The sequence below is a fragment of the Vibrio sp. B1ASS3 genome (assembly GCF_905175355.1).
Taxonomy (GTDB): Bacteria; Pseudomonadota; Gammaproteobacteria; order Enterobacterales; family Vibrionaceae; genus Vibrio; species Vibrio owensii.
Genome location: NZ_HG992742.1, coordinates 3,564,595 through 3,589,775, shown reverse-complemented (window position 1 = coordinate 3,589,775; position 25,181 = coordinate 3,564,595). Strand labels below are relative to the sequence as shown.

Below are 25,181 nucleotides of genomic sequence, written 5' to 3'. Positions count from 1 at the left end.
TGCGTCCGGCACTATAAGACCGCCGTCGTCGATAAAAATTCATTGATAGAGAACACATAATGCATATTTTTGGCAAAATTTTGGGTGCCTTTTTTGGCTTGTTACTCGGTGGTCCATTCGGTTTGTTGTTTGGCCTATTTATCGGTCACCAATTCGATAAAGCTCGTCGTTTAAGCCAAGCTGGGTTTTCTACCGGAGGCTTTGGTAAAGGTCCAAGCCAAGCCCAGCGCCAAGAAGAATTTTTTAAGGCTGCATTCGCAGTTATGGGACATGTGGCAAAAGCCAAAGGTCAAGTGACCAAAGAAGAGATTCAACTTGCGTCTGCAATGATGGACCGCATGAGCTTGCATGGCGAGCAACGTCGTGCAGCACAAGAAGCGTTCCGTGATGGTAAAGAGAGTGATTTCCCACTTGAAGATGTATTGGTTCGCGTGAAAATCTCTTCAGCAGGGCGTTTTGACCTGTTGCAGTTCTTCTTGGAACTACAAATCTCAGCGGCGTTTGCTGATGGTTCCATCCACCCGAGTGAACGCAGTGTATTACACAAAATTGCCCGCGGTTTAGGGTTCTCTTCGGAGCAATTAGAACGTCGCCTGAACATGCAAGAAGCCGCGTTTCGTTTTCAAAGCCAAGGTGGTTTCCATGGTCAGCAACAAGGACAATATCAATCTTCAGGGGCAGGTTGGCAGCAAGCTTCACAAGCGGATCAACTGGCGGATGCCTACAAGATCCTTGATGTCTCTTCAGATGCGGACGGCAAAACGGTCAAACGTGCTTACCGTAAGTTAATGAATGAACATCACCCAGATAAATTGATGGCAAAAGGTTTGCCACCAGAGATGATGAACGTTGCGAAAGAGAAATCTCAAGAGATTCAAAACGCTTACGATCTGATTAAGAAAGTCAAAGGCTTTAAGTAGTCGGACGTTTTCTATCAAGTATTGGATTTAAAAAGGGCACAGAGTGCCCTTTTTTCATGTCTTAGTCTTTGAGTTGCCGGTGTCTTTAGCTTTTGACCTATCATGATCCTAATGCTAATTGACCTCAAATCCCCCAGTTTAGTTGGCCTGATTCAAGTCCCAATCGTATTCGTATTTCACTTTGCCAGAGAAATTTTTGTATTGCGGTGCGTACTTTACGATGTGGTTGAAGACTTGTTTTTCTCCACCAAAGTCCGTTGCAAACCAATCATAAATAGAAGACAGCTGTGCCGTGTTACCTTGAATGGATACGCCTTTGCTGCTGTTGATAAATGTTTTGGCGGCACTATCTAGTAGAGCTTGCGTGTTTTCAGCAGTGAATGCTTGAGACTGCAGATTAGGGCATCCTAGGCTGGCACAGTTAACTGCGTAATGTGTTCTCGGGTCATTCCAAATTGGACGTAAAATGCGATGTTCAATATCGTTTAAAGTCAGATCTTTCCCGTTGACCACGACCACATCATCCCCCCAAGGGCCAAAGCTGAATAGCCCACCAAGTTTGGTAATCGATTCGACAGGATAGTTATCTAGGATTAAGTCTACAGTGATGGCGTTGTAAAGGTTTACCCAGTAGGCGTATTGCTCTGCTTGGCTGTATTGTAAAGGGTCGAGTTTTGCCAAACGTTGGATGTATTGTTTCAGCTTAGTTTTATCGGCCGAGGTGACTTGGCTGTAACGAAACAAGGTATTCTCGCCTTGTTCAACTAAATAAGCATCGAGTAATTGCTGCCAATCTTGAGGAGAGATTTGACTTTGATTGGCTTGATTCGATTGTTTCCAATATGGCCATAAGTCGGATTTAGGTGCGGCAAATGTTGAGAAAGAAACGAGCGCACACAAGAGTAATAACAGACGCTTCATAGAGATACCTTTGGGTTAAACCTTATTGATATTGTAGACCTGCATAAGGCGAAGTTTCTTTCTTGAGGCAATGAAAATAAAAGAAAAAAGGCTGGCATAAGCCAACCTTTTATTTGTTTAAATTGCGATTTTAATTAGCTTAAGAAGCTTGGGATATTCGCCTCGTACTCAGCAATCTTATCTTCGTGTTGAAGGGTAAGACCGATATTGTCCAAACCGTTTAGTAAGCAGTGACGACGGAACGAATCGATTTCAAAACCATATTCTTTGCCGTTGGCGCGAACCACATTCGCTTCTAGATCTACTTCCACTTCTGCGCCTTCGTTAGCCTCAACAAACTGGAAGATTTCATCCACTTCTTGCTCAGTCAAACGAACTGGCACCATTTGGTTGTTGATCGAGTTGCCGTAAAAAATATCGGCAAAGCTTGGTGCGATCATCGCTTTGATGCCGTAATCCGCTAGTGCCCACGGTGCGTGCTCACGAGAAGAACCACAACCGAAGTTTTCACGCGCTAGCAAAATAGAAGCGCCTTTGTAGCGAGGAGCGTTCATCACGAACTCTGGGTTCGGCTGCTCGCCAGCATCGTCTAAGAAACGCCAGTCATGGAACAAGTGTTTACCAAAACCTAGACGAGATACCTTTTGTAGGAACTGCTTAGGAATAATGGCATCGGTATCTACGTTCGCTGCATCTAGAGGAACAACTAAGCCTGTGTGTTGTTTAAAACCTGACATCTGTTCTCTCCTAGTCCTGGTTCTCAAAAGAAGTCAATTCGCGAATATCAACAAAGTGACCAGCGATTGCCGCTGCCGCTGCCATAGCAGGGCTAACCAAGTGGGTGCGACCATCACGACCTTGGCGACCTTCAAAGTTACGGTTTGAAGTAGACGCACAACGCTCATGGGGACCCAAGCGGTCGTTGTTCATGGCCAGACACATTGAGCAACCCGGTAGACGCCATTCAAATCCTGCCTCTTTAAAGATAACGTCCAAGCCTTCCGCTTCAGCTTGGGCTTTTACTTGTTCTGAGCCCGGAACGATAAGAGCTTGAACATGCCCTGCGACTTTACGACCTTTCGCTACTTCTGCTGCTGCACGCATGTCTTCGATTCGTGAGTTAGTACAAGAACCAATAAAGACTTTATCGACGTTGTAATCAGAAAGTGCTTTGCCAGCTTCAAGTCCCATGTAAGCCAACGCTTTTTCAGCAGAGGCTTTTTCTACTGGATCTGCAAAGCTCTCTGGTGTTGGGATGGGCTGGTCTACAGCGATTACTTGACCTGGGTTTGTGCCCCAAGTGACTTGTGGCTTGATGTCTGCACCGTTCAGCGTTACTACGGCATCAAACTGAGCATCATCATCTGTTTTTAAGGTTTTCCAGTATTCCACTGCCGCATCAAATTCAGCACCCTGTGGCGAGAACTTACGACCTTTAATGTAATCGAATGTGGTTTCATCTGGTGCAATCAAGCCTGCTTTTGCGCCTAGCTCAATCGCCATGTTACATACCGTCATACGACCTTCCATGGAAAGATCAGTGATGGCTTCTCCACAGAACTCGACGACATAACCTGTACCGCCAGCAGCGGTGGTCTCACCAATAATGGCAAGTACGATATCTTTAGCAGTGATGCCCGGAGCTACTTTGCCTTTCACTTCGATTTTCATCGTTTTTGCACGTGCTTGTTTTAGCGTTTGAGTTGCTAGCACGTGCTCCACTTCTGAAGTACCGATACCAAATGCAAGTGAACCAAATGCACCGTGAGTTGCGGTATGTGAGTCACCACAAACAATGGTCATACCCGGTAACGTAATGCCAAGTTCTGGTCCCATTACATGCACAATGCCTTGGTATTTGTGGTTAATGTCGTAAAGCGTAACGCCAAATTCTTCACAGTTTTTCGATAGCGTTTCCATCTGGATACGGGCCATCTCGCCGGAAGCATTGATGTCTTTTGTCGTCGTGGAAACGTTGTGGTCCATAGTCGCAAAAGTTTTGCTGACCTGACGCACTTTACGACCTTTTTCACGCAAGCCGTCAAATGCCTGCGGAGACGTCACTTCGTGTACCAAATGACGGTCGATGTACAAGATTGGGTTTTCCCCTTCTGCTGCGACGGCAACGTGTGCGTCGTAGACTTTTTCGTATAGTGTTTTGCCCATTGGTTTGCTTCCTTTCCTCGTTATCCTTGTCGCTTTGTTTTAGCACCAATGACTGAGAGGTAAGCCATTGGTGGATAGAGGATTTAGTATTTATTATGAATCTGTTCTGTATTATGAGTTTAAGATGTACTCAGCGATCTTATCGCCCATCTCAGATGTTGTAAGTGCAGGGTTGTCACCAGCAAGATCGCCCGTTAGCTCCCCAGCTGAAAGTGCTTTTGATACTGCGGCTTCAATGTCTTGCGCCGCAGTTTCTTCACCTAGGCTGTAACGCAACATCAGTGCAGCAGATAAGATTTGTGCCACTGGGTTAGCGATGTTCTTACCTGCGATATCTGGTGCACTGCCGCCTGCTGGCTCGTACAGACCGAATTTGCTTTCGTTTAGGCTCGCTGAAGGCAACATACCCATAGAGCCTGTGATCATCGCGCACTCATCAGAAATGATGTCGCCGAAGATGTTTGAACATAACATTACGTCGAACTGAGCAGGGTCTTTGATAAGCTGCATAGTCGCGTTATCAATGTACATGTGTGACAGCTCGACATCTGGGTAGTCTTTTGCGATTTCTTCGACCACTTCACGCCATAAAATAGAACTTTGTAGAACGTTCGCTTTGTCGATAGAGCACACTTTCTTGCGACGTAGACGAGCAGACTCAAAAGCAATTTTTGCAATACGTTCGATTTCGTAACGGTGGTACACCTCAGTATCGAACGCTTTCTCTGTTGGACCTTCACCTTCACGACCTTTTGGTTGGCCGAAGTAGATGCCGCCCGTCAGTTCACGGACAACAACGATATCAAAACCACGACCGGAGATGTCTGCACGTAGTGGTGAGAAAGCTTCAAGACCTGAGTGGATCTGCGCTGGGCGTAGGTTACAGAATAATTGGAAGTGTTTACGTAGCGGCAGTAGGGCACCGCGCTCAGGTTGGTCGTTTGGTGGTAAGTGTTCCCACTTAGGGCCGCCAACTGAGCCGAATAGGACTGCATCAGACTCTTCACACGCTTTTACTGTGCTTTCTGGAAGTGGACAGCCGTGATTATCAATCGCGATACCACCTACATCGTGCTCGTCACGCTCAAACGCAATGCCGTGTTTCTTCTCGATTGCATCTAGCACCTTGTGTGCTTGCGCCATTACTTCTGGGCCGATGCCGTCGCCTGGTAAAACGGCGATTTTGTATGATTTGTCTGTCATGGTAATCCTTTAAGTTTTCTAAATTTTTGAGCTTGTCTAAAACGAATTTGGTTGGAGCCTGAGTTGTGAGGCTCATGCTCCAATGAATTAATCATTAAACCGTCGCAATTCTCTTTTGCTTCATCTCTTCAATCTTATCGGCACGATGAATGCTGTTGATAACGTGTAATAGCGCTTGGCCAGATGCTTCTACGATATCGGTAGAAACGCCGGTACCGTGGTACTTACGGCCTTTGTAGTTAGCGATGATGTCTGCTTGACCAAGACCGTCTTCACCTTCGCCTTTTGCGGTTAGGTCAAACTTGTCTAGGACGATTTCGTAACCTGTCACGCGGTAGATACATTGGTATAGCGCATCAACCGGACCATTACCGACGGCAGCTTCACACATTTCTTCATCGCCACATTGCATTTTGACGCTGGTGGTTGCCATTACGCTGCCAGATTGAACGCTTAGGTAGTTCAACTTGTAGAAGTCGTCTTCTTCGCGCAAGTTCGAGAAGTGCATTAGTGCTTCTAGATCGTAGTCGAACACCTGACCTTTGCGGTCAGCAAGTTTCAAGAAGTCCTCGTACAACGCATCTAGGTTGTACTCTTCTTCTTTGTAGCCCATTGCGTCCATGTGACTCTTAACCGCAGCACGGCCACTGCGACTGGTTAGGTTCAATGCTTGGTTCTTAAGGCCAATCGACTCAGGCGTCATGATCTCGTAAGTGTTTTTGTTCTTTAACATGCCATCTTGGTGAATACCTGAAGAGTGGCTGAACGCGTTAGCACCAACGATCGCTTTGTTGCTCTGGATTGGCATGTTACATAGCTGGCTGACCAACTTACTGGTACGGTGGATTTCGTCATGTTTTAGACCCGTATGCACGCCCATGAACTCTTGGCGAGTTTTTAGGATCATCGCGATTTCTTCTAGAGAACAGTTACCTGCACGCTCACCGATACCGTTAATGGTACCTTCTACTTGTCGAGCGCCTGCTTGAACCGCTGCGATAGAGTTGGCAACAGACATGCCCAAGTCATCGTGACAGTGAACAGAGATGATCGCTTTGTCGATGTTTGGTACACGGTTGAATAGGGTTTCAATGATGCCACCAAACTCGCTTGGTACGGTGTAGCCAACGGTGTCAGGAATGTTGATGGTGCTTGCGCCAGCATCGATGGCCGCTTCAACCATGCGACATAGGTTGTCGATTGGCGTGCGACCAGCGTCTTCACAAGAAAACTCAACGTCGTCCGTGTAATTACGTGCGTGTCTTACGGCTTTCACGCCCATTTCAACCACATCGTCGTAGCTACGGCGCAATTTGTCTTGAACGTGAACAGTCGAAGTCGAGATGAAAGTGTGGATTCGGAATGCGTCTGCGACTTTTAGCGCTTCAGCGGCAGCATCGATGTCTTTCGCAACGGCACGCGAAAGGGCACAAACTCGGCTGTTTTTAATGTGTTTTGCAATAGTTTGTACGGATTCGAAATCACCCGGAGAAGAAACAGGAAAACCCGCTTCGATAACATCAACGCCTAGCCTTTCCAGCGCATAGGCAATCTGCAGTTTTTCTTTAACCGTCAAGCTTGCTGACAACGCTTGTTCGCCATCACGCAATGTGGTGTCGAATATAATGACCTGATCGTTCATGTTTGCTTCCTTCATGATTTCTGCACTTTTCGTGCAATTTAATCGTTTACTTCCGGTATTTAGATATAAAAAAACCCGCATTTTCATGCGGGTTTCTTAGAAATTGGTGTGGTTATTTTTCTTCCACAGCCTACCCGCGCGAATTGGTCACGATAAGGAGGAGGCTAAGCAGGATAGAAAAACGTGCTGACATAGTTGTTAAGCATTCCACAAAATTAAGTTAACAAATTAGTACCGCACTCAATGGAGCACGTCAACCCTAAAGTCGATTTTTTATTCATATCGGATGAGTGGATTTCTGTTAATGGTTTTTAGGAGGACTCAAGCGCTGGCGGTTATTCGCAGCGTGAATCGTTTTTAGTTTGCTCAGAGGAGGAGATTTTTCAGTCTCACAATAGCTTTTAAATGCAGGTGTTTATTGCGCTTTGATACTAAATGTAACCGTTTGTTTTGCTGCGTTTTAGTTACGTAATATTTCTTAACTGTTTTCGATCGAGTTCTTGTTATTAGTTTAGTGAATGCCTTACGGCTAGCGGAGAGATATTTAAAATGGAGGGCAAATTAATCAAGGATGGTGAGTTATGTTTTATAAATCCCGAGTTGCATTGGCGATCAGTAGTGCTTTGGTTCTTTCTGCCTGTGGCGGTGACGATTCCAATCAGCCAACGGTTACCGACAATGTGTTAACCGTTAAGGTGATAGATGGCTACATTCAAAATGCAAAAGTATGGTTAGAAAGAAAAGACAGCGTTAACTACATTTTGGAAGACGGAGAGCTAAGTGGTATCACTGATGAAACTGGTGCGGTTTCTCTGGATCTGACTCAAATCGATGACATTAACGACTACCAACTCATCACCTTTGCTGAAGCAGGTGTCGCGATCGACTTAGATCATGGTAAACCCATTGCTGAAGATCTGTTGATGGTCGCTTATCAGGGTAAGGTTGTTACGCCATTAACGACATTGGTTGAAGCTAAAATGCGCATTGGCGTCACCAATACTAGTGAAGCGGATGCTTATCAGCAGGCAATAAGCGAGGTTGCACAAGCTCTTGGGGTAAGTGAAGCATCGGTGGTTTCTGACTATATTGCATCTCAAACAGAAGAGGCGAAGAAAGTACAAAAAAGTGCGGTCTCTTTAGTTGCTTCTGGCGCTATGCCTGCCTCCGTTCAAGAGCTTGAACAAGCCCAAAATATTATCGCAGATTCTGAGCAAGTGAACCTTTTGGTCGAGAATGCTAGTGATGATCATATCGTGATTAAAGATCCTGAAACGAATGAGTTGATGCTGGTTTCCACTCATGACAGCGATGGCGATCTTATTATTGATGCGCTTGATGCTTTCCCTAATGATGATACCGAATGGTACGACACCGACGGTGATAAAGTTGGGGATAATCAAGACGTTTTCCCTCTCGACCCAAGTGAGAGCAAAGATACGGATAAAGACGCTGTTGGCGATAATGCTGATGCTTTCCCCAACGATCCATCAGAAACGACAGACAGTGATAAAGATGGTGTCGGTGATAACAGCGATGCCTTCCCAAATGATGCTTCAGAGTCTAAAGACAGTGACACGGATGGTGTTGGTGACAATAACGATGCGTTTCCAAATGATCCATTAGAGTCTAAAGACAGCGATAAAGATGGCGTTGGTGACAATAGCGATGTTTTCCCAACTGATGCATCAGAATCTAAAGACAGCGATAAAGACGGTGTCGGCAACAATAGTGATGCTTTCCCAACTGATGCATCAGAATCTAAAGACAGCGATAAAGATGGTGTTGGTGACAATAGCGATGCTTTCCCATCTGATGCGACAGAATCTAAAGACAGCGATAAAGATGGCGTGGGCGACAACAGCGATGCTTTCCCAAATGATGCATCAGAATCTAAAGACAGCGATAAGGACGGTGTTGGTGACAACAATGATGCCTTCCCAAGTGATGCCTCAGAATCGAAAGACAGTGACAAAGATGGTGTAGGCGATAATGCTGATGCTTTGCCAAACGACCCGACGGAAACACTCGATACCGATGGGGATGGAATAGGTAACAATGCTGACACAGATGATGATGGTGATGGTTACTTAGATGCTGAAGATAACCAACCACTTGAAGCCCTCAACATACCGAATACGTTAGCGCAATGTGTTGCTTCTTTACCTGAGAATCAGTTCTCTACAGTGGGGATTGATGAAAGGCGAGACAGTAAGCTTTATTCCATTACGCGAGAAATGAACAATGGCGACACCCAACAGTTTTCTCAAACCGAAATCTTACTTGGCCAGCAATCAGGGTTACCTAATGGATTACTGTCGGATCGAACTTTCCACGTTACCCAAGTGACACCTGATTTTGGTGGTGCTGTTAGCGAATGGGATCCGATTGCAGAGTTAGAGTATACCGACGCGGTAAGCGGTATGTATTACGGCTTCCATGATACCTACTACCGCTGGTGGGGTTTTGTCCCTACGATTCAGCAAGAGCACGACGCGGTACTCAATACTCCACTAGTTGTTGATTACACTCGCATCCATAAATGGAACACTGATGCCGAGTCTCCAACCTTTAATCAAGATGCCACCACGTTGTTCTACAAAGGAAAAGATATTTTAAATGTGGATGGCACTCTAGTTGAAGTGTGTATTTCAGGACATGAGGGCAACTATGCCTTTGTAGACAACGATGGCAGCAGCGAGCCTGCGCCAGTATATATTTCAGAGACAACGACAAACTACACCGCTGGCCAAAATCTTGTGGTGAAAAGTGAACGTTCATACATGGAGTATGCAGACGAGGCAAAAGTGACGCCTGTCTGGGGATTGAGTAACTACGTCAAGCAATTGGAAGGCTTTACCATCAATAATCAAGCTTATGGTAAAGACCCGATACTCTCTAGAGTCCCAGAAGGTGAGTTCGCGACTTTCGAGCAATGTTTGGCATCTCTAGAAGAGGGTGAATATGTCGCAGAGGTTGGCGATATCAACACCTACCGAATGCAGCGCTCTCGCTTCAATGAGTTTGATGAGTATGTTGAGCAGGAGGCGAATTACGAGTGGCACCTGTTAGTGAATGAAAACTATCAGTGGAATGACATGAATGTTCGTCTGGAGCAATTGTTTGCGACGTTACTCGATAGTTCTGCTTGGTTTAAAGAGCACTATCACACTAGTCAAAACGGAGATTGGCTGGGCGTAGAAGGGTATGAGCCGAATAGTGACGTTGATATTAAATGGGGCTCTCGAACGACTAAGCAATTAGCGTGGGGTGAAAATGCTTATTATCGAATTCCTAATGTCACGTACAGTCAATTCTCAATCCATGATCCTTCAACTCAGTATGGCGGCGATAGTGATGACGACCAGCTCGTCGATTGGCGCACTGGTAACGTGATGTACAGCCAAACCTACGCGGGCAAGAAAACGATTAATTACGATGTGGATGGTCAGCAATATCAGGCTGAGGTATGCCAACAGTTTAGCTACAGCACATCGGAATACTTCGATGAATCAGGCACAAAGTTAAACGATATGACCGAGTGGCAACGTCAGACCGATAGCTACGATAGCAAGGGTATCGTACAGCGAGAGCGAAGCAATAACACCTGGTCAACAGAAGTGTGGAATCGAACATCCACCAACCATTAATAAGTCTGAATGCGGTTACTTCGGTAGCCGCTTTTTTATAGAACGAGCTGTTTCTTAGGTGAACAAGAAAGCGGAGCACGGTTGAGATGACTTTTTATACCGCACGCTTTGCGAGGTATCACACAAAGGGGTCAATTGGTTGGCATAATTCCATCAGAGCGTTTTATAGTAGAGCGGATGCATTTATAGAGTTTCAAAGTAAATAGGTCAGGGATTAATGGATTTAGCAAAACAATTTGGACGTTCTGCGCTGGCAATCGCTGTGGTTTCTTTATCTGGGTGCCAATTGTTGCAGTTTGGTTCTCAGCCCCATACGGTTTCTTCTGTGATGATGGATTATCATGCTGAAAGCGTTATGGTGATCAATCAACAGATGGATCAGTACCTGAGTGAAGATGGACGGGCATCATTTCTGAATCAGATGCTGGTGGCGTTGGAGTCTGACAATCGTAACAAGTTCAAAGGCAAAGACCCCGATACATATTCATGGTGGAAGATTCGAGTTCAGCCTAACCAATGGAAAGAGGCGGAAGTCAGTCGCCCAATCGTCGACGGAGTGGACACCTCCAAAACACTAGAGTTTATGGATGTGTCATACCGCTCTAAAGCCAACCTGAATTTACGCTCAAAGCCAAGCTTAGACGGAGAAAAGCTCGGGGAGCTAAATAAGGATGAAGAGTTTAATGCGATTGCAAAAGTTAAGGGTGAACCTTGGCTGTTAGTCGAGCAAAAGGGCATGGTTCGAGGTTATGTTCATAAGGACTATGCGCGCACTAACCAAGTCAATCACGATATTCTTTCTATCAAGCCAAACCCTTTGTTATGTGGTGATGAGCCTGCGCCAGTAGAGCCGGCCGAAAGTGAGCTGTTCGGTAACTACACTTGCCGTGATTTGAGTTATGAGCTGACGAAAGACGGTCATATAACTGCGGGTTCACTCAGAGCATGCCGTAAAAAAAGAAAAGTTTGGTATATCGATGTTCCGATGGCGAGCTCGAACCAATCTTAAGTAATCGCCCCTCTCAATTATAAAGCTCGGTCGATCATGTATTTGTCACCGAGCATTTTAGTACCGTCTAATCATTGGTTATTTATCTCTTTCTCCTAAGCCATCACGTGTCATTAATTGTCCAAATTCTCGTCATGTAGCTGTCACTTTCTGCGCCTACTTTTCATACAAGGGCGTTGTCAAAGTATAGGGAAGTCACATGCGAGCTTTAGAGACAATTTCACAGCCAATAGCAAGCATCGCTAAATTTGATTTGGCGTTTTCTAGTGTGTGCTTACAGCACCGCTTTAACCAACAAGTTGCAAACATCAGTAAAGGTGTTTCCCACAGTGGGGATGGGCACCTTTATTTGGTGCTAGGTTTACTGGCCTGGTTCCTTGATAAGCAGCATGGGCAATGGTTTTTACTCGCAGGGCTTACCGCATTTGCGTTTGAACTGCCAATCTATTGGATGCTTAAGAACAGTTTCAAGCGTCGTCGTCCTGAAGAATTGAGTGCACTTCTACCTGCATTTATCACGCCGTCTGATCGCTATAGCTTACCCTCTGGTCACACTGCTGCCGGTTTTGTTATGGCGACCATCATCAATCACTTTTACCCAGAGCTTGGAACTTTCGCCTTTGTATGGGCGAGCTTAATTGGCACGTCACGAATTTTGCTCGGCGTGCATTTCTTTACGGACATCATTATTGGCGCCTTGTTGGGCAGCCTTTGTGGTTCTTTAGCAATTGCTATAGTAGGAGGCTAGTGGATGAAAATCCTTTACGGTGTTCAAGGTACGGGGAATGGTCACATCGCTCGGGCAAGAGCCATGAGTGAAGCATTCAAAGAGCACGATGTGCAGGTCGATTTTCTTTTTTCAGGACGTGAGCCAGAAAAGTACTTTTCCATGGAAGCATTTGGGGACTATCAGACACGTCGTGGATTCACTTTTGTGACGGAAAAAGGATCGGTGAACTACACCAAAACGGCTTTGAACAATAATCTCATTCAGTTTTTCAAAGAAGTGAAGCAGCTTGATCTTTCTTCTTATGATTTAGTCATCAATGACTTTGAACCCGTTTCGGCTTGGGCGGCTCGTAAGCAAAACAAACCTTGTATTGGGATCAGTCATCAAAATGCATTTCGCTACCCAGTACCTCTTAAAGGGGCGAGTTGGTTTGATAAATCGGTGATTGAACATTTTGCTCCTTCGCGACATCACCTAGGCTTGCATTGGTACCACTTTGATCAGCCGATCCTTCCTCCTATTGTTCATACACTTGACCATGCCTCAGGCAGTGAAGACTTTGTATTGGTGTATCTGCCGTTTGAGTCAATTGAAGACATCAGTGATTTGCTGTTTCATTTTAATCAACAGTCTTTCGTCTGTTACCACCCAAACGTGATTGAGTGTGAGCGTATCGAAAACATTGAATTGCGTCCGTTGTGTCACACCAATTTCCAATATCATTTGCAGCGTTGTAGCGGCGTGATTGCCAACGGTGGGTTTGAACTCCCTTCAGAGGCCCTGTCGCTTGGTAAGAAATTACTGCTTAAACCACTGGCGGGACAATTTGAGCAACAGAGTAATGTCGCTACGTTAGAAGATCTTGGTTTGGCGACTTCTATGGATAATCTGGATATTTCGATCGTACGTCAGTGGTTGAAGGAGCAACATGCCGAAAGCGTAAAGTATCCCGATGTAGCCAAAGCCATCGCAAGTTGGGTATTACAGGGTGCATGGGACGCGCCGGAGAAGCTTTCTGAACAACTTTGGGAACAAGTGGATTTTCCAAGTTATGTAGCCAATATTTAACTCTCACCTCATATTTCTCTTGCAGTCATTCATGACCTGATTGGCTGCATTTTTATGCCCTCAAAATCATTTCTATTCACTGCGATTTTGCTGCCTCTTTAACTGATTTGTGTGTTTTGTGAACGGAACTATTGATGCTGGTTTTTGAAGTGAAATGGAAATAATAATTTCCGCAAATGGATTGTATAACCCCTGTAGATTGTCATTAACGTGCTAAATAGGTTGTCAGAAATCTCTGATTTAGTTGTTTTATACTTTTTTATGTTTTTCTTAACGCTATGATAAATATGGATTAAATACCTAATTGGCTAAAATTTAATGATTAAATATCAATCTAGTTGCGAAACCTTGATTGATTAGTTGATAGTACAGTTCAGGCCGGAAATATCCGGACGATAAATATAATACAAATTCGGTTTTCTATTCCTTCAAAAATGATTTGAATCCAGCCACGGTCGTTTGTGCGCAAAGGGATTCTATTCGTTAAGAATTCATTGAACCAAGTTGACGATTACATAAGAGGCGCACTCCATGTTAGATAAAAAAGACGCGATGAGCGCAATTGCTAGCTACCGTATGGAAAGCACATTGCGTGGTGTAGATTTAAACCTATTGACTGTATTTGATGCTGTGATGCAAGAGCAAAATATCACTCGTGCAGCACACAACCTAGGCATGTCTCAACCAGCGGTAAGTAACGCGGTTGCTCGCCTAAAAGTAATGTTTAATGATGAGCTATTCATGCGTCAGGGTCGTGGTATTCAACCAACTCAACGCGCTCGTCAACTGTTTGGCCCAATCCGCCAAGCACTACAGCTTATTCGCAACGAACTACCAAGCTCAGTATTCCAACCTGAGTCTTCAACTCGTCTATTTAAGCTAGCGATTTGTAGCCCATGTGACATGCGTTTTGCACCTCGCATCATGGCTAACGTCAATGAGCAAGCGCCAAGCGTACAGCTTCACCTAGATGCGGAATTTGATCGTCTTCTTTCTGAGCGCATGCGCTACCAAGAAATCGACTTCGTAATCGACTACGCTCGTTTCGATGACCAAGGTTTCTCAAGCACTGAAATCTTCAAAGATGAGCTAGTTGTGATTGCATCTAAGACACACCCTCGCATCCAAGGTGGTGTATCTGCAGAGCAACTGATCAACGAGAAACACGCGAAACTATCACGTGTACATGGCCAACGTAGCTTCTCTGAGCAAGCTTACCGTGAGCTTGATTGCCAAGCGGCATACGAAGGTTCAAGCCTAAGCAACCTACTATACGTAGTAAGCCAGTCTGAGCTTGTGACTATCGCACCACGTTGGATGGCTGAAAACGCAGTAAACAGCGATCAGCTACAAATCCTAGATTTCCCATTTGAAAACAAAGAAATCAGCGGCTACCTAAGCTGGCACGAATCAAGTGAGAAAGACAAAGGCCACATCTGGCTACGTGATCAACTAATGATCACTTGTGGTGAAGTTGTAGCGCTTAAATAAGCCTAACTTTTAGCCTGACTAACTGGTCAGACTGGATTTGTAATCATCAATTTTTACAATTCCTTGGCCCCGAGAGATTGCCGTCTCTCGGGGTCTTTTTATATCCGCTAAATAACAGCTGAAACAGCGACTTAAGTTGATTAAACCTTCATCAGTTAAACATGAGCTATGCTCTCATTAGTGATAGTGCTCTCTTAATAATGATAAGTTTGATAATGGTCAGTTGCGTTTTTAAGCGTCGAGGTTACACTTGTGCGCTCAAATAGCTTACGCCTGTAAGCCAAAAGGTAATGTAAAGAATGGCCAAGTTAGATTTTCATATCGTTAAACGTATTCGTGAACAAATTGCGAAGGGTGGTACTCGTGTTGCGCTCAAACATAAAGTAGGCGACGCATGGCAAGGTATTACTTGGGAGCAATTTGGTCAGCAAGTGGATGCTTTGTCGCTTGCACTTTTGGCTCAAGGATTGGGCGTTCAAGATAAGATCGGTATTTTCTCAAACAACATGCCGCAGTGGACTATCGCTGACTTTGCAGCGTTGCAGTTACGTGGCGTAACCGTTCCGATCTACCCAACCAACACTGCAGCACAGTCTGCTTACATCATCGATAACGCAGACGTAAAAGTGCTGTTTGTCGGTGAGCAACCTCAATTTGACGCAGCCGTCAGTATCTTTGACGAATGCCAGCAGCTAGAACTGATCGTTGCGATGTCCGATGACATTGAACTTGGCGAACACGCGTTTGCAATGACGTGGGATGATTTCATTGCCAAAGGTGATGATAGTCAGCAGATCGAGTTAACTTCTCGTTTAGATCAAGCGCAAGAAGAAGACCTTCTCACGTTGATTTATACCTCTGGTACAACAGGGCAGCCAAAAGGCGTTATGTTGGATTACGCGAACATTTCGGCTCAGCTTGAAGGCCACGATGAGCGTTTAAGTTTGACTGAAGATGACGTGTCTTTGTGTTTCCTTCCGTTATCACATGTATTTGAGCGTGCTTGGACGTTCTACGTGCTCTACAAAGGCGCAACGAACTGCTATCTACAAGACACCATGCAAGTGCGTGATGCTCTGAGCGAAGTACGCCCTACAGTCATGAGTGCGGTACCACGCTTCTACGAGAAAATCTTCTCAGCAATTCATGAGAAAGTATCACGAGCACCTGTTCACCGTAAGATTATGTTCACTTGGGCCGTAAACATGGGTGCGAAGATGGCGGCTTGTCATCAAGAAGGTCGTAAACCATCGTTGATGCTGCGTAAGTCATACGCTCTGGCGGATAAACTGGTTCTGAGCAAGCTGCGTGCATTGTTGGGTGGCCGCATTAACTTCATGCCATGTGGTGGTGCGAAGTTGGATGAGACCATTGGTCGTTTCTTCCATGCGATTGGCATCAATGTGAAGCTTGGTTATGGTATGACGGAGACCACGGCAACGGTTTCTTGTTGGGATGACCAGTGTTTTGACCCAAGCTCTATCGGTATGGCGATGCCAGGTGCACAAGTTAAGATCGGCGAAAACAACGAGATCTTGGTGCGTGGCCCAATGGTGATGCGTGGCTACTACAAAATGCCAGAAGAAACCGAGAAGACATTCGACGAGCACGGCTTCTTGAAGACGGGCGATGCTGGTTACATTGATGAAAATGGCAACTTGTTCATTACTGACCGTATTAAAGAGCTGATGAAGACCTCAAACGGTAAGTACATTGCGCCTCAAGTTGTCGAAGGTGCGATCGGTAAAGACCACTTCATCGAGCAAATCGCGGTTATTGCCGATACACGTAAGTTTGTATCAGCGCTTATTGTTCCGTGTTATGACTCGCTAGAAGAGTACGCGAAAGAGCTGAACATCAAGTATCACGATCGTGTGGAATTGATCAAACACCACCAAATCGTTGAGATGCTTGAAAAGCGCGTTAATGACCTGCAAAAAGAACTGGCTAAGTTTGAACAAGTTAAGAAATTCAAACTGTTACCAAAAGCGTTCTCGATGGATGATGGTGAGTTGACCCCAACGCAAAAACTTCGTCGTAAAGTCATTAATGACAAATACCAAGATGAAATCGAAGAAATGTACAACGAAAAGTCAGATAAAAAGTAACTTAAGCTGACTTAGATTTCAGATTGATGAAATTATCCCCAGTTGCCTAATATTGTGCTGCTGGGGATTTTTTATGACTGTCTTTCACACTTCTTTCCCCTCGATAAAGAGAAATAATCACTCGAAGTAGCTATTTTGAGTGAAATTATTCACTTTATTTTCTTCTTCTTTCTTTTATTGATTCCAAATTGAACGCACTTGATAGCGTCAAACCCTACCTTTGTTCTGATTTACAGCATCTTGTTTAAAATTTGATTCAACTCTCATTAGACCCGTTGATAATAAAACGTTACATTTGTTGTGTTACCTTGCGTTTTGTTATGACAGACGCAAGACATAGCTGAAAAAGTGGAAGTATTTCTATTAGGCTACGAATAAGACCTAGACTATGTAAAACCAGACCAAACCGTTGGCCTTACGGTGAGGAAAACTGGTAAGGAGAGCAATTATGACAGCAATGTTGTCAGGCGCAGAGATGGTTGTGCAATCTCTGATCGAAGAGAGCGTAGAACAAATCTTTGGTTACCCAGGTGGTTCCGTTTTAGATATCTACGATGCCCTGCACGCCAAAACAGACCAAATCAAACACGTATTAGTAAGACACGAGCAAGCTGCTACGCATATGGCAGATGGTTATGCTCGAGCAACGGGTAAGCCGGGTGTGGTACTAGTATGTTCGGGTCCAGGTGCAACCAACACCATCACAGGTATTGCTACGGCGTACATGGACTCAATCCCAATGATCGTTATTTCTGGTAACGTACCAAACAATCTCATCGGTAATGATGCATTCCAAGAGTGTGACATCGTGGGTGTATCTCGCCCAGTGGTGAAACACAGCTTCTTAGTTAAGAAAGCGGAAGACATTCCAGAGACGATCAAAAAAGCGTTTTATATCTCGACGACTGGCCGACCAGGTCCAGTTGTGATTGATTTGCCAAAAGATATCCTTAATCCGCAAATCAAGCTCCCTTACGAGTATCCGGAAAGCATCTCAATGCGTTCCTACAAGCCAACGACGTCTGGCCACAAAGGTCAAATCAAGAAAGCACTTAAAGCCTTGCTTGAGGCGAAGAAGCCTGTTTTGTACATCGGTGGCGGTGCGGTCATTTCTGGTGCTCATGAGCATATTCAAGCATTGTCAGACGAATTGAATCTACCCGTTGTGAGCACTTTGATGGGCTTGGGGGCATTCCCGGGCACACACAAAAACTCTCTAGGTATGCTCGGGATGCACGGCACATACGAAGCCAATATGGCGATGCATGAAGCTGACCTTATCTTTGGTATTGGTGTTCGTTTTGATGACCGTACAACCAACAACCTTGAGAAGTACTGTCCTAACGCGAAAGTCATGCACATCGACATCGATCCATCTTCAATCTCTAAAAACGTGAAAGTGGATCTGCCTATTGTAGGCTCAGCCGATAAAGTGCTAGCGACCATGGTTGGCTTGCTGAACGAGCAGGGCAGCAACAATGACCAAGAAGCAATTGGTCAATGGTGGGACGACATTCAAGTTTGGCGTGAACGTAACTGTCTTGCATACGAAACGTCGCCTGAACGTATCAAGCCTCAACAGGTTATTGAGACACTGCATAAACTGACTAACGGTGATGCTTATGTGGCGTCGGATGTAGGCCAGCATCAAATGTTCGCTGCGCTTTACTACCCATTTAATAAGCCACGCCGTTGGATTAACTCTGGTGGTCTCGGCACGATGGGCTTCGGTCTGCCTGCTGGTATGGGCGTGAAGTTCGCGATGCCAGAAGAAGAAGTGGTGGTTGTCACTGGTGACGGCAGTATTCAGATGAACATCCAAGAACTGTCGACAGCAATGCAATACGACATTCCAGTGAAGATCATCAACTTGAACAACCGATTCTTAGGCATGGTAAAACAGTGGCAAGACATTATTTACCAAGGCCGTCACTCTAACTCATACATGAGTTCTGTTCCTGATTTTGCAGCGATTGCAGAAGCTTATGGTCACGTCGGTATTCGCATTGAAACGCCAGATCAGCTTGAAGCGGGTCTACAAAAAGCGTTAGACATGAAAGATCGCTTGGTGTTTGTTGACATCAACGTAGACGAAACCGAACACGTATACCCAATGCAGATCAAAGGCGAGGGTATGGACAAGATGTGGCTAAGCAAAACGGAGCGTACTTAATATGAGACACATTATTTCTTTGTTAATGGAAAACCAACCTGGTGCGTTGTCTCGCGTTGTTGGTCTGTTTTCTCAGCGTGGTTACAACATCGAGTCTCTGAACGTTTCACCAACCGATGATGAGACGCTATCGCGCTTAAACATCACGACGAACTCGGATGAAATGCAGCTTGAGCAAATCCAAAAGCAACTCCACAAACTGATTGATGTACTGAAAGTGCAAGAAGTGACAGAGTTTGACCACATCGAACGTGAGTTGATGATGGTGAAGGTTAAAGCGAGCGGTTTTGCGCGTGCAGAAGTAAAACGCACGGCGGATATCTTCCGTGGTCAGATTGTTGATGTCACGGCTGCTCAGTATACGGTTCAACTTGCAGGCACGAGTGAAAAGCTGGATGCGTTTATCCAAGCTATCTCTGAAGTTACCGAAGTGGTCGAAGTAGCCCGAAGTGGTGTAGTGGGTGTTGCACGAGGAGAGCGTTGCCTCAAACCGTAATTACACTGAATGCATTTAAGAAAAGCCATCGTTCATCGATGGCTTTTTGTTTAGAAAATAACAATTAATGATATAATTGCTGCTTTCGTAAACAAATTGGGTAGTAGAACGCGTGAAAGTAAGGAAGTTGGTCAGCGCTTTGCTGGCAACCACGCTATTTTTTAGCGCGCTCATCTCTATCTACTACTACCAGAAATACCAGACTCTGTTAGCGGCTAATGTAGAAAATACGGCTAAAGAAGCCCTTCATCAACTGGCTTACTCAGAGCGTGAATACAACAACGTTCAAGACCAAATTTCTTCTATCAGTGACCTGCTCGGTCATAGCCAAAGCCTTTACGACTACCTGCGCCACCCAAACCCCAAGAATCTCGCCATTTTAGAAGAGGTGTGGAGTTCTGTTGCGGTTAACCAGAAATGGTATCGACAGATTCGCTTCCTTAACGTCAATGGGCAAGAGAATGTCAGAATCAACTACGACTTTAAAACTGGCAGCGCAGCTGCCGCTCGTACTCTGCAAGACAAATCCGATCGCGAGTATTTCCAATATGCTCAGAATTTAAAAAATGATCAAATCGGTTCTTGGGGAATTGAGCTCGAGCAAGAGAACGGCAATCTTGTTTACCCGTACAGCCCTTCTGTTCGCATTATGATGCCAGTGGCCATGGATGATATTCGTGAGGGCTATTTGATCCTCAATATCGACGTAAAATACCTTTCTTCTCGTTTGAATTATTCCCCAGTCAGAGATTTCAACATCGAGCTGATAAACCAATCGGGTTATTACGCAGCAAGCTCTCACAGCGACAAACTGTACGGCGATATTATCCCAGATCGTGCTCGATTTAACTTTGGTTTGCTCCATCCTGATATCTGGCAAAACATCGGCTCACAGAAGATGGGCTATAAGTATGATGGTAAACACCTGATTGCTTTCAACACGATTGAATTTGTGCCGGGTGAACCTCTCCATTTACTCATTGACCTCTCTCAAGAGCAATTGTTGGAGCGAGCTGACCGAGATATCGATGACTTAGTCCAAGAAGCCTTCTTCGTGCTGAGTTTAATGTTGGTGTTTGCTCTACCTATTACTTCGCTGGCACTGCATTATCGTCGTCATAGCATTGAATCCAAACTCGCTCGTGCTGCATTGGATGGTATGACGGCGGTGATGATTTCGGACACGTCACATCGAATCATGATGGTGAACCAAGAGTTTGAAAACATGATGGGCTATAGCTCTTCGCGATTGCGTGGTTGGAATGCACATAACCTAATCTTCATTCCTGAAGACATCGAAGAGATTCTAGCGATTTGGAATAAGCTTGGTATCGAGCAAGTATGGGAAGGGGAAGTGCGTTGTCGCACTAAGCTCAACCACGTATTTACCGCTATCATGCGCATTCAGGCCATCATGGCGAAGTCTGGCAAAGTTAGCTACTACATTACCTCGCTGGTGGACATTTCTGAGCGTAAAGAGCTAGAAGAGAAACTGCGTAACTTGAGTGAGAAAGACGGCTTAACCAGCTTATGGAATCGTCGTAAGTTTGAAGAGCAGCTCGCGCAATATGCCAACATGGTTGAACGTTATCCGGATACGCCAACGACTTGCCTTGCGCTGTTTGATATCGACCATTTCAAACGTATCAATGACGAAATGGGCCATGATGAAGGTGATAAAGTGATTTGTGGCGTGGCAGATACGTTGTCGAATGGGGTAAGAAATACCGACTTTGTTGCTCGCGTTGGCGGAGAAGAGTTTGCCGTGATCATGCCACATACGACGACGCAAGAAGCGGAAGTGGTATTGAATCGACTTCGAGTTGCCGTAGAGTTAAACAGTGAAAAAGCAGTGACAGTGAGTGTGGGTTACAGTGATCTCACTGGAGACCGAACACGCAGCTATAAGTGTGCGGATATCGCCCTGTACGAATCAAAGAGTGCAGGGCGTAACCGAGTGTCGATTTGTCACAGTTTCGATGACATTGCTTAGAGGCTGTCGCGGTAAACAGATAGGCAGAAGCTTTTCTACAAAACAAAAAATCGGGATAACCCCGATTTTTTTCTATTTGCTGCTGAACCGAATTAAGCGGTTTCTAGCTCTAACGCTGTTTCGATGCGTTGCATTGAGCTCAACAAGTGCTTATCAAGTAAGTCCATTGCTTCTTCGCTGTTCTTCGCAAGAACAAGCTTCATGATCATCTCATGCTCATCAATGTTGAACAGTGCGTCTTGTTCTGAGTTTAACGTTTGCATTGCAAAGTAACGGTAACGCTTGATCTGGTTAATCAGGTCACTAAAGAACTCAAACATGTTCTTTGAATCCGCGCCTTCAAGCAGAGAAACATGGAACTGGTGATGACGCTCTTCCCACTCTTGCCAGCAGAAAGTTTCATCAAAGTTCAGACGAGATAGCTTGTGGTAAGACGTCAGTACATCCAACTCCCAGCTTTCATCACCCGCCAAGATTGCTTTCTTAAGCAATACAGAAGAAACCACACGAAGGCTTTCGTATAGATCGTTCAATTCTTTTTTGCACACGGGTGCAACCCAACAGCCTTTTTGTGGCTCAAGCTTTACATACTTGCTCCAAGACAGTTGCACAAGGGCTTCGCGGATAGGTGATGCACCAACGTTGTATTTCTCTTTCAGGTCAGCAACCACAAGCTTTTGGCCTGGTTTTAGAGCACCTGTCAGGATGTCCTGGCAGATCATTTTTGCAACTTTATCGGTTAGGGTAGGACTAGACACAAGCAACCTCATGAAATTTTATTATCGTGACGACAACTAAACAGTACGTAGTTCGGTTGTGGTTGATAATACAGCGTACTGATTATGAGGGCAAGATAAAATATATAAAAAAAGAGGGCCGAAGCCCTCTTTTTTATTGAACTGATGATTGAATACGTCAGTCTTATAGAACGTGTACAGAAGCAGTGTTCGTTGTACCTGAAGCTACTAGAGCACCAGAAACCATAACAACGATGTCGCCTTTGTTACCTAGACCAGATTCTAGAGCAAGTTCTTTACCTGCTACGTAGAACGCGTCTGTGTTCGAGATAGAGTCAACAACTACTGGAGTAACACCTTTAGTTAGAACTAGCTGTGCAGCAGTCTTAGTGTTAGTAGTTAGTGCTAGGATGTTTGCAGTTGGGAAGTACTTACGTACTGAACGTGCAGACTTACCACCTTCAGTTGCAACAACGATAAGTGGAGCAGCTAGTTTCTCAGCTGTGTCTACTGCGCCTTTACATACTGCTTCAGTGATGCGTAGACGTGGGCTGTCTAGACGAGAACCTAGCTCAGCTTTTAGAGCTGAATCAGTGCGGTTCGCGATTTGAGCCATGATAGTTACCGCTTCAACTGGGTACTTACCTTTAGCAGTTTCACCAGAAAGCATTACTGCGTCAGTACCGTCCATTACCGCGTTAGCAACGTCGCCTGCTTCCGCACGAGTAGGACGTGGGTTGTTGATCATAGAATCAAGCATTTGAGTTGCAGTGATAACCATCTTACGTGCACGGTTACACTTCTCGATCATCATTTTCTGAGCGAAGATTACTTCTTCAGCTGGGATTTCAACACCTAGGTCACCACGAGCAACCATGATGCCGTCAGAAAGCTCTAGGATCTCGTCGAAGTTATCAACACCTTCTTGGTTTTCGATCTTAGAGATGATGTGGATGTTCTCGCCGCCGTTTGCAGCAAGTACTTCACGGATTTCTTGAACGTCAGAAGCTTTACGGATGAAAGAAGCAGCTACGAAGTCAACGCCTTGCTCACAACCGAATTTAAGGTCGTTCTTATCTTTTTCAGATAGTGCAGGTAGGTTTACAGAAACACCAGGAAGGTTAACACCTTTGTTTTCGCCTAGAGCACCGTTGTTAAGAACTTTACACTTAACTTCAGTTTCAGAAGTTGCAAGAACTTCCATTTCGATTAGACCGTCGTCTACTAGGATAGTGTTACCAACGTTTAGGTCGTTAGCAAAACCAGCGTAAGTTACTGCAACTTTGTCTTTGTTACCTACAACTGAGATGTCAGTTGTGAAAGTGAATTCTTGACCAGCTACTAGATCAACGTCGTTGCCGTCTTCTAGTTTGATAGTGCGGATTTCTGGACCTTTAGTGTCTAGAAGGATTGCAAGTTGTTTGCCTGTAGCTTCCATTACTTGGCGGAAGTTCGCGATACGAGTGCCGTGCTCTGCGTAGTCACCGTGAGAGAAGTTAAGACGCATAACGTTCATGCCAGCGTTTACTAGTTCAGTTAGCTTCTCTACAGATTCAGTTTTAGGGCCAATCGTACATACGATTTTGGTCTTTTTCATGGAAGATACTCTCCGGTAAGTATAGTTACAATTTGAAAGTCGGTTGTTTACTCTGAAGTTAGGGCGCTTTGATGACATTTAGTGCCTGCCACCCACCGATTTTCCGCCACATTATTGGAACTTCAGATTCTGAAAGTCTTTCACCAAGTTTAGTCATTTTATGACTAAAAGATCGGCGATTATGGTTACCTTTTTGTGACTAATCCCACTTTATATGCAGAAAGTTGCAAAAAAATAACCGTCAATTCTGTAATTTTTTTTCTTTTCGGTGGCGAATTCTACCACCGAATGAATCCAATATCACTGTTTAAGAATTGTCTTAGGACAAGGTTTTATCGAGAAATATTAATTTTTTGGATCGAAATAAATGGACTTAAAAGTTTCGTTTTGACTATAATAAATTTCAAACCGAAACTTAAAATCAAAATTTAAATGTCGAAACGAAACGCTCAACTAAGAAGACACGCCATTTCTAACCTAGTAAATGAGCTTGGGGAAGTTAGCGTAGATGAGCTAGCGCAGAAATTTGAAACCTCAGAGGTCACGATTAGAAAGGATTTAGCTTCTTTAGAGAAAAACGGACAACTTTTGCGCCGTTACGGTGGGGCAATTGCGATTCCAACGGAAGTTATCCATGAAGAAATGAGTCCGAATGTTTCGAGTCGAAAGTTAAGTCTGGCAAAAGCAGCGGCATCACTGATCCGAGAACATAACCGAATTGTGATCGACAGTGGCAGTACAACGGCTGCGCTGATTCAGCAATTAAACGACAAACGAGGCTTGGTTGTTATGACCAACTCGTTGCACGTCGCTAATGCACTTAACGAATTAGAGAGCGAACCAACCCTGTTAATGACAGGCGGAACTTGGGATACGCACTCAGAATCCTTCCAAGGCAAAGTAGCCGAATCTGTATTAAGAGCTTACGACTTTGACCAGTTGTTTATTGGTGCTGATGGTATCGATTTAGAACGCGGTACCACCACGTTTAACGAATTAGTTGGCTTAAGCAAGGTCATGGCAGAAGTGTCTCGTGAAGTCATCGTCATGATTGAGTCAGAGAAAGTAGGACGCAAGATCCCGAACTTAGAACTCGCTTGGGACCAAATTAATGTGTTGGTTACTGATGCAGAGTTACAGCCAGAACACAAAATACAGATTGAACAACATGGCGTTAAAGTCATTTGCGCCTAATCTAATAATGTAAACAGTTTCATATTTCACTTCCCTCTGGATAAAGGCCTTTGCTTGCTGCCTCTATTTGAAATCATGGTCAG

18 protein-coding genes are annotated in these 25,181 nt (G+C 44.8%); 11 read left to right on the top strand and 7 right to left on the bottom strand.

The features are described 5' to 3' along the window. The first annotated feature begins 59 nt into the window (after positions 1-59). Positions 60-920, top strand: coding sequence for a co-chaperone DjlA (djlA, locus tag KJB05_RS16190; protein WP_005437387.1), 861 nt, complete (start codon positions 60-62; stop codon positions 918-920). Positions 921-1,058: 138 nt separating this feature from the next. On the opposite strand, the gene KJB05_RS16185 is transcribed toward djlA, so the two are convergent. The 5 genes from KJB05_RS16185 to leuA form a co-directional block, all read right to left on the bottom strand. Beyond that, complete coding sequence (locus KJB05_RS16185; protein ID WP_208444331.1) at positions 1,059-1,841, bottom strand: DUF547 domain-containing protein; 783 nt, start codon at positions 1,839-1,841, stop codon at positions 1,059-1,061. Between the two features lie 134 nt (positions 1,842-1,975). Continuing rightward, entirely contained in the window at positions 1,976-2,578 is a 603-nt protein-coding gene (gene leuD / locus KJB05_RS16180; RefSeq protein ID WP_208444330.1) for a 3-isopropylmalate dehydratase small subunit, read from the bottom strand. 10 nt (positions 2,579-2,588) lie between these two features. After that, positions 2,589-4,007, bottom strand: coding sequence for a 3-isopropylmalate dehydratase large subunit (gene leuC, locus KJB05_RS16175; protein WP_208444329.1), 1,419 nt, complete (start codon positions 4,005-4,007; stop codon positions 2,589-2,591). Positions 4,008-4,118: 111 nt separating this feature from the next. Further along, entirely contained in the window at positions 4,119-5,210 is a 1,092-nt protein-coding gene (gene leuB / locus KJB05_RS16170) for a 3-isopropylmalate dehydrogenase (RefSeq protein ID WP_208444328.1), read from the bottom strand. 94 nt (positions 5,211-5,304) lie between these two features. Then, positions 5,305-6,852, bottom strand: coding sequence for a 2-isopropylmalate synthase (gene leuA, locus KJB05_RS16165; RefSeq protein WP_005437391.1), 1,548 nt, complete (start codon positions 6,850-6,852; stop codon positions 5,305-5,307). 581 nt (positions 6,853-7,433) lie between these two features. Here leuA and KJB05_RS16160 point away from each other — a divergent pair. The 9 genes from KJB05_RS16160 to KJB05_RS16120 all read left to right on the top strand — a co-directional run bounded on the left by KJB05_RS16160 (position 7,434) and on the right by KJB05_RS16120 (position 21,570). After that, positions 7,434-10,502: a thrombospondin type 3 repeat-containing protein gene (locus tag KJB05_RS16160; RefSeq protein ID WP_208444327.1), complete on the top strand. Its 3,069-nt coding sequence runs from the start codon at positions 7,434-7,436 to the stop codon at positions 10,500-10,502. 217 nt (positions 10,503-10,719) lie between these two features. Next, positions 10,720-11,511 carry an SH3 domain-containing protein gene (locus KJB05_RS16155; RefSeq protein ID WP_208444326.1) on the top strand — a complete coding sequence of 264 codons (792 nt, stop codon included), beginning with the start codon at positions 10,720-10,722 and terminating at the stop codon, positions 11,509-11,511. A 199-nt stretch (positions 11,512-11,710) separates the two neighbouring features. Then, entirely contained in the window at positions 11,711-12,259 is a 549-nt protein-coding gene (locus KJB05_RS16150) for a phosphatase PAP2 family protein (RefSeq protein WP_033005531.1), read from the top strand. 3 nt (positions 12,260-12,262) lie between these two features. Then, positions 12,263-13,309 (top strand): MJ1255/VC2487 family glycosyltransferase, encoded by a 1,047-nt coding sequence (locus KJB05_RS16145; protein ID WP_039841410.1) that lies wholly within the window; start codon positions 12,263-12,265, stop codon positions 13,307-13,309. A 531-nt stretch (positions 13,310-13,840) separates the two neighbouring features. Beyond that, a complete protein-coding gene (calR, locus tag KJB05_RS16140) occupies positions 13,841-14,800 on the top strand; it encodes a LysR family transcriptional regulator CalR (RefSeq protein ID WP_005437396.1) in 960 nt (319 codons plus the stop codon). A gap of 299 nt (positions 14,801-15,099) precedes the next feature. Beyond that, entirely contained in the window at positions 15,100-16,908 is a 1,809-nt protein-coding gene (locus KJB05_RS16135) for a long-chain fatty acid--CoA ligase (RefSeq protein ID WP_005437397.1), read from the top strand. A 448-nt stretch (positions 16,909-17,356) separates the two neighbouring features. Further along, positions 17,357-19,081, top strand: a complete 1,725-nt coding sequence (locus KJB05_RS16130; RefSeq protein ID WP_005437398.1) for an acetolactate synthase 3 large subunit — start codon at positions 17,357-17,359, stop codon at positions 19,079-19,081. A 1-nt stretch (position 19,082) separates the two neighbouring features. Further along, the gene (ilvN, locus tag KJB05_RS16125; RefSeq protein WP_009707783.1) at positions 19,083-19,577 is read left to right on the top strand and encodes an acetolactate synthase small subunit; all 495 of its coding nucleotides are present in this window, start codon (positions 19,083-19,085) and stop codon (positions 19,575-19,577) included. 112 nt (positions 19,578-19,689) lie between these two features. After that, positions 19,690-21,570 (top strand): diguanylate cyclase, encoded by a 1,881-nt coding sequence (locus KJB05_RS16120; RefSeq protein WP_208444325.1) that lies wholly within the window; start codon positions 19,690-19,692, stop codon positions 21,568-21,570. A 92-nt stretch (positions 21,571-21,662) separates the two neighbouring features. Here KJB05_RS16120 and KJB05_RS16115 read toward each other — a convergent pair whose 3' ends face one another. Both KJB05_RS16115 and pykF read right to left on the bottom strand, forming a co-directional pair. Then, positions 21,663-22,340: a GntR family transcriptional regulator gene (locus tag KJB05_RS16115; RefSeq protein ID WP_027726531.1), complete on the bottom strand. Its 678-nt coding sequence runs from the start codon at positions 22,338-22,340 to the stop codon at positions 21,663-21,665. 151 nt (positions 22,341-22,491) lie between these two features. Further along, positions 22,492-23,904 (bottom strand): pyruvate kinase PykF, encoded by a 1,413-nt coding sequence (pykF, locus tag KJB05_RS16110; RefSeq protein WP_033005533.1) that lies wholly within the window; start codon positions 23,902-23,904, stop codon positions 22,492-22,494. A 432-nt stretch (positions 23,905-24,336) separates the two neighbouring features. Between pykF and KJB05_RS16105 the strand changes: the two genes are divergently transcribed. Continuing rightward, positions 24,337-25,098, top strand: a complete 762-nt coding sequence (locus tag KJB05_RS16105) for a DeoR family transcriptional regulator (protein WP_208444324.1) — start codon at positions 24,337-24,339, stop codon at positions 25,096-25,098. The last annotated feature ends 83 nt before the right edge of the window (positions 25,099-25,181 follow it).